Annotated in this window: 6 protein-coding genes; all 6 read left to right on the top strand. The window is 68.5% G+C overall.

Going from position 1 to position 6,232, the window contains the following annotated elements:
• The first annotated feature begins 74 nt into the window (after positions 1 to 74).
• The gene (locus tag GXY85_01165; GenBank protein NLW49439.1) at positions 75 to 1,151 is read left to right on the top strand and encodes an IS630 family transposase; all 1,077 of its coding nucleotides are present in this window, start codon (positions 75 to 77) and stop codon (positions 1,149 to 1,151) included.
• Positions 1,108 to 2,394 carry an MFS transporter gene (locus GXY85_01160; protein ID NLW49438.1) on the top strand — a complete coding sequence of 429 codons (1,287 nt, stop codon included), beginning with the start codon at positions 1,108 to 1,110 and terminating at the stop codon, positions 2,392 to 2,394. Before GXY85_01165 ends, GXY85_01160 begins: the two co-directional genes overlap by 44 nt.
• Before the next feature lie 41 nt (positions 2,395 to 2,435).
• Positions 2,436 to 3,806 carry a glucose-6-phosphate isomerase gene (locus tag GXY85_01155; protein ID NLW49437.1) on the top strand — a complete coding sequence of 457 codons (1,371 nt, stop codon included), beginning with the start codon at positions 2,436 to 2,438 and terminating at the stop codon, positions 3,804 to 3,806.
• Between the two features lie 3 nt (positions 3,807 to 3,809).
• Positions 3,810 to 4,598 (top strand): alpha/beta fold hydrolase, encoded by a 789-nt coding sequence (locus GXY85_01150; protein NLW49436.1) that lies wholly within the window; start codon positions 3,810 to 3,812, stop codon positions 4,596 to 4,598.
• Between the two features lie 13 nt (positions 4,599 to 4,611).
• Positions 4,612 to 5,406: a TIM barrel protein gene (locus GXY85_01145; protein ID NLW49435.1), complete on the top strand. Its 795-nt coding sequence runs from the start codon at positions 4,612 to 4,614 to the stop codon at positions 5,404 to 5,406.
• A gap of 58 nt (positions 5,407 to 5,464) precedes the next feature.
• The coding region (locus tag GXY85_01140) for a N(5)-(carboxyethyl)ornithine synthase (protein ID NLW49434.1) at positions 5,465 to 6,232 on the top strand (768 nt) is incomplete at its 3' end.

Here is a 6,232-nt window from a genome sequence, read left to right as displayed (position 1 = left end):
TGTAATGTCCCATAAGTGCGGTTGATTAACAGTTCGCGGCATGGTATCATTCTCCGCATAGGAGGGTGAGGACCATGCGACGAGCCAAACCGATTGTGCTGGACAAGGAACAGACGGAAGTCCTGACCCGCTGGAGCCGTGGACGCAAGAGCCCGGCCCGGCTGGTCCTGCGCGCCAAGATCGTCCTCTTGGCAGCCGAGGGCATGCAGAATAAGGACATCGCCGCCCTGCTGGGCACCGATGCCAATACGGTCGCGCGGTGGCGCAATCGTTTCGCCTCCGGCGGCCTGGCCGCCATCGAGAAGGACGCGCCGCGGGGCGGTCGTCCGCCCAAGGCCCGTAACCGGCTGGCCCGCAAGATCATCGAGAAGACGACGCAGGAACGGCCCGCCAACGCGACCCACTGGAGCACGCGCGCCTTGGCCGCCGAACTCGGGTGCAGTCGCATGATGGTCCAGCGTGTCTGGGAGGCCAATGGCCTGAAGCCGCATCGGGTGCGGACCTTCAAGGTCAGCAACGATCCGCACTTCGCCGAGAAGGTCGTCGACATCGTTGGCCTGTACCTGGACCCTCCGGAGCACGCGTTGGTTCTCTGCGTGGACGAGAAGAGCCAGATCCAGGCGCTCGACCGCACGCAACCGAGCCTGCCGATGTATCCGGGGCGCTGCGGCACGTTGACGCACGACTACAAGCGCAACGGGACGACGACGCTCTTTGCGGCGCTCGAAGCCGCAGAGGGCCGGCTGATCGGCACATGCATGAAGCGCCACCGTCACCAGGAGTGGCTGAAGTTCCTGCGCCAGATCGACCGGGAGACGCCGCCCGAGTTGGACCTGCACCTGATCGTCGACAACTACGCGACGCACAAGCACGAGAAGGTCAGGAAGTGGCTGGCGCGGCACAAGCGGTTCCACATCCACTTCACGCCGACATCGTGCTCGTGGCTGAACCTGGTCGAGCGGTGGTTTCGGGACTTGACCGAGAGACGCATCCGCCGGGGGACGTTCCGCAGCGTGCCGGAACTGGTTCACGCCATCGTGGACTACATCGAGGCGCATAACGAAGACCCAGAGATGTTCCACTGGACGGCCAAAGCCGAGGACATCCTTGCGAAAGTCGCCCGGGCTCGTGCTGTCCTGGATAATCTATGAACAGCTTGGGACACTACACTACGATTTCGCCAACACGATCTACTCGGCCGTCGTGGTCTCCTGGGCGATCACGTTGCACGTGAAGGAGTTCACGCGAGTCGAGCGGTATACGTTCCTCACGATGGCCGTCTCGCAGGCGGCCAGCGGGCTGCTGCTGCCGGTGGCGGGCGAGATCACCGACCGCACGAGCCGTACCAGGCGGTTCCTGCTGGTGCTCACGCTGCTGGCATGCGTCTGCTGCGCCGCCATCAGCGTGGCTCCGCGTGCGTGGATGATCCTGGCGCTCTTCGCTGCCGCCAACTTCTGCTACAACGCCTCGCTGACGTTCTACGACAGCCTGCTCCCGACCCTGGCGCCGAAGGAGCGGCTGGGGCTGGTCAGCGGCCTGGGCGTCAGCCTGGGCTACATCGGGGTTGCCTTCGCCCTGCCCGTCGGCCTCATGGCGCGCGACTGGTGGGCGCGCAACGGGCACCCGCACGAACTGACGCCGGTCTTCGCCGTGGCGGGGTTGCTGTACCTGCTGTTCAGCCTGCCGCTGTTCCTGACCGTGCCGGAGAAGCCGGCCGCCAAGCGCACGCCTCCGGGCACGCCGCTGGTCGGCCTGGCGTTCCGGCGCGTCTGCGTGACGCTGCGCCTTCTGCCCCGGCACAAGCCGATCCTGCTGTTCCTGCTGGGCAATTTCCTGTGCGTGGACGCGCTGAACACCGGCATCGTGGCCTACGCGCCCTACGTGGTCAACGTCTTCGGGCTGGACCACGCCCAGGCAGGCCGGTGGATGGTGCCCTTCACGCTCTGCGCGGCCGCGCTGGGCTTCCTGGGCGGCAAGATGGCCGACGCGTTCGGCGGACGCCGCACGATGCTGTCCGCCGGCATTTGCGTCGCCGGCGCGCTCGTCATAGGATCGGTGGCAACGAGCTTCACAGTCTTCATGGTGAGCTTCGTTCTGCTGGGCGGCTACGGACTGAGCACCATCTGGGTGGCCGGGCGCAAGCTGCTGGTCGAGCTGGTGCCGGACGGCCAGATGGGCAAGTACTTCGGGCTCTACAACGTCGGCCACAAGCTGTCGATGGTCGGCGCGGTCGTCTTCGGCGTGACGGCCGACCTGCGTATCGGCCCCCTGCCGGCGGGCGGTTACCGGCTCGGCCTCCTGTTGCAGCTCTTCCTGCTGACCGCGGGCCTCATCTGCATCTACAAGATCGGCCGGCCCGACGAGCGCACGGCCCCGGCCGGCCCCACACGATGAACAAGGATCAGGTCATGAACGCTCCCCGCAGTGTCCTTGTGATGAACGACGAGAACGTCTATGCCGACGCGATCGGCGCCGGGCACGGCCTTCAGCGGGCGGAAGTCGCCGCCCTGGCCGGCCGCGTCGCCGAGTTCCACCGGGCGCTCCGGGCGCAGCGAGGCGCGGACATCGGCTTTCCTGAGCTTCCCTATGACGCCGCCCTGGCCGGGCAGGTGCGGACGGCGGCGGACGAGATCCGCGCGCGCTGCGACAACTTCGTCGTGCTCGGCATCGGGGGATCGGCCCTCGGCGCCATCGCCGTCCACGGCGCGCTGAACCACCCGTTCCACAACCTGCTGCCGTCCGGGCACGCGGCCCGGCGGGGCGCTCCGCGCCTGTTCGTGCTCGACAACGTGGACCCCGCCCTGATCGCCGCCTTTCTGGACGTGGTCGAACCGGAGCTGGACCGGACGGTCTTCAACGTCATCACCAAGTCCGGCTCGACGGCCGAGACGATGAGCCAGTTCCTGATGGTGCGCGACCTGCTGCGCCGCCGAGGCCTGGACCCGGCCGAGCGGATCGTCCTGACCACCGATCCCGATCCGAAACGCAGCCTGCTCCGCCGGATGGCGCAGGACGAAGGCTACGCTGCCTTCCCCGTGCCGGCCAACGTCGGCGGGCGCTTCAGCGTGCTCAGCGCCGTCGGACTGCTAAGCGCCGCCGTCGGCGGCGTGGACGTCGACGCCCTCCTCGCCGGCGCCGCCGCCATGGATCAGCGCTGCGGCACCGCCGACCTCGACGCCAACCCGGCCGCACGCTACGCCGCCATCCAGTACCTCCTTGACGGCAAGGGGAAGTCCATCAGCGTCCTGATGCCCTACAGCAGTGCGCTTCGCCGCCTGGCCGACTGGTACTGCCAGCTCTGGGCGGAGAGCCTGGGCAAGCGCCAGGACCTGGCGGGCCACGACGTGTTCGTCGGCCCCACGCCCGTCGCCTCCGTCGGCGTCACCGATCAGCACTCGGTCATGCAGCTCTACCAGGACGGCCCGTTCGACAAGGTCATCACGCTGGTCGAGGTCGAGGATGCCACGCTCGGCGGCGCGGACGTGCCGATCTGCACCGGCGACAGCGAGGAGGAGCTGGCCTACCTGGCGCAAAGCACGTTCGGCAAGCTGCTGGCGGCCGAACTCGCCGCAACGCGCTGCGCATTGCGCGACAAGCATCGCCCCAATCTGACCCTGCGCGTGCCGCGCGTGGGGCCGGCCGTCCTCGGCGAGCTGTTCATGTTCTTCGAGCACGCCGTCGCCTGCAGCGGCGGCCTCTACGGCATCAATCCGTTCGACCAGCCGGGCGTCGAGCTGGGGAAGGTGTACACCTACGGCCTGATGGGCCGCGAAGGCTACGATGCGCCACGCGGCGCCGGCGTGTGAACGATGATCAGCGGCTTCCGGACAAGTTCGGCGGGATCGATGGGCCTGCCGGCCGGCGTGCTGCGGTTGGATTACCACAGCGCGTTGGACGGTGCAGCCGATTGGGCGCTGTTCCGGCCGGATGAGCGCACCCGCATGGTCATCGTTGGCCTGCATGGCCACGGCTCCGGCGGCGATCAGTTCTACACGCGCCCCGATCTGGCCCGTGCATGGCTCCCGCTGCTGTGCGGGACCGGCTGCGGACTTCTCACGCCGAACCTGCGCGGCAACGCCTGGATGGCGCCGTCGGCCGCGGCCGACCTGCGAGCGCTGCTGCAGCACGTGCGGCAGGAGTACGGCGTCCTGCGTTTCGTGCTGCTGGGCGGCTCGATGGGAGGCACGGGCGCCCTGATCTACTCCGTGCTCCATCCGGAAGACGTCGCAGGGGTCATCGCCGTCTGCCCCGCAACCGACATCGGCGCCTACCATGGGTGGTGCCTGCGGCGCGGCCATCCGCCGGTTCTCCTGGAGATCGCGGCGGCCATCCGGGCGGCATACGGCGGCAGTCCGGAGGAGCGCCCGGGCGTCTACGCTCAACACTCATGCCTGGCGCGCGCCGGGCGCCTCGCGATGCCCGTCTACCTGGCCCATGGGGACGCGGACGAGATCATCCCCGTCGGCCAGTCCCGGACGTTGCGCGACGCCCTGCCGTCGCATAGCCTGCTGTATCGTGAGCGCGCCGGCGGCGGTCACGATGCGCCCTTGACCGCCGCCGTGCTCCGCGAGGGCCTGGGCCGGGTCTTGCCGACCTGATCGTAACATGCTGATGGAGACGCCGATGCGCATCAAGCAGTCGTTCTGCTACCCGTGCTTCAAAACGCCTGAGATGACGCTGGATCAGCTCTGCGCCGAGGCCGCCGGCATCGGCTTGGCCGGGATCGAACTGTGGTGGCCCGGCGACGACTTCGACGAACTTGTCGCCGCGGCAGATCGCCACGGGCTGGCCATCGCCAGCATGTGCGGGCACGGCACTCTTGCGAAGGGGCTGAATGATCCTGACGAGCATGAACGCATCGAGGGCGAGGTGCGGGAGTCGCTGGAGATAGCCGCGCGGCTGCGTATCCCGGGATTGGTCTGCTTCAGCGGCAACCGCAACCAGGGCCAGAGCGAGGAGGACGCCCTCGAGGCGACCGTCGCCGGGCTCCGCCGCCTGGCGCCCCACGCCGAGCGGGCCGGCGTCAATCTGAACATGGAACTGCTCAACTCCAGGGTCGATCACGCCGGCTACCAGTGCGACCATACCGCCTGGGGCGCCGCCGTCTGCGAACGTGTCGGAAGTCCTTCCGCAAAGCTGCTCTACGACGTCTACCACATGCAGGTCATGGAAGGCGACGTGATCCGCACGATCCGCGACAACATCCGCTGGATCGGCCACTTCCACACGGCGGGCAACCCCGGCCGGCGCGACCTGGACGACGATCAGGAGCTGAACTACGCGGCCATCTGCCGTGCCATCGCACAGACGGGCTACGACGGCTACGTCGCCCATGAGTTCGCGCCGAAGGCCGACCGCATCGAGGGCCTCCGGCGCGCGTTCGCAATCTGCGATCAGGAGGGCTGAGGGCCGCGCAGGCGGCCGGCGTGCTTGTGGCGCTTTTGCCAACCCCAGGGAGCATCCCATGCGTACAGTCGGCTTTCCGATTCCCGGCAAGGAGCAGGAGCTTCGCCGCGCCCTTGTTCCGGACGACCTGCGGCTCGTGCGCGATCCGTCGGCGCTCGTCTTCGAGCGCGGGTACGGCGCACCGCTCGGCTGCGACGACGCCTCCTACGCCTCGAAGGGCGCACGCATCGGCACGCGCGCCGAGGTGGACGCCTGCCCCATCGTCTGCGACCCGAAGCCGGTGGTGGAGGCGAGCTACTACGGCCCGGGCAAGACGCTGTTCGGCTGGGTGCACGCCGTGCAGGGGCGCGCCATGACCGACCTGCTGCTGCGGCACCGCATGACGGCCGTGGCCTGGGAGGACATGTTCGAGGGCGGGCGGCACTGTTTCTGGCGCAACAACGAGCTGGCCGGCGAGGCGGCCGTCGCGCACGCGTTTCTCCAGTGGGGGCACGTGCCCTACGACTGCCGCGTGGCCGTCATCGGCACGGGCAACGTGGCCATGGGCGCCATCCGCGCGGCCGAGCGCGGCGGCTGCACGGTCCGGGTCTACGACGCCCTGACCTCCGGCCGCCTGCGCGAGGAGATCGAGTGCTACGACGTGATCGTCAACGCCGTCCTCTGGGACGTCACGCGCACCGACCACCTGGTCTACGAGTCCGATCTGGACCGCCTGCGCCCCGGAAGTCTCATTGTGGACGTGAGTTGCGACGAGGCGGGCGCCATCGAGACCAGCCGCCCGACGACCGTTGCCGATCCCATCTACGTCCGCAGGGGCATCGTCCAC

The sequence above is a fragment of the Candidatus Brocadiaceae bacterium genome (assembly GCA_012728835.1).
Classification (GTDB): Bacteria; Planctomycetota; Brocadiia; order SM23-32; family SM23-32; genus JAAYEJ01.
The sequence above is the reverse complement of the archived record's forward strand: the minus strand, read 5'-3'. Positions and strand labels throughout refer to the sequence as shown.

What these genes read in the sequence shown, in the direction of transcription:
- GXY85_01150 (NLW49436.1), top strand. Translation starts at nt 3,810, where the DNA reads ATGATCAGCGGCTTCCGGACAAGTTCGGCGGGATCGATGGGCCTGCCG.
- GXY85_01145 (NLW49435.1), top strand. Translation starts at nt 4,612, where the DNA reads ATGGAGACGCCGATGCGCATCAAGCAGTCGTTCTGCTACCCGTGCTTC.
- GXY85_01155 (NLW49437.1), top strand. Translation starts at nt 2,436, where the DNA reads ATGAACGACGAGAACGTCTATGCCGACGCGATCGGCGCCGGGCACGGC.
- GXY85_01165 (NLW49439.1), top strand. Translation starts at nt 75, where the DNA reads ATGCGACGAGCCAAACCGATTGTGCTGGACAAGGAACAGACGGAAGTC.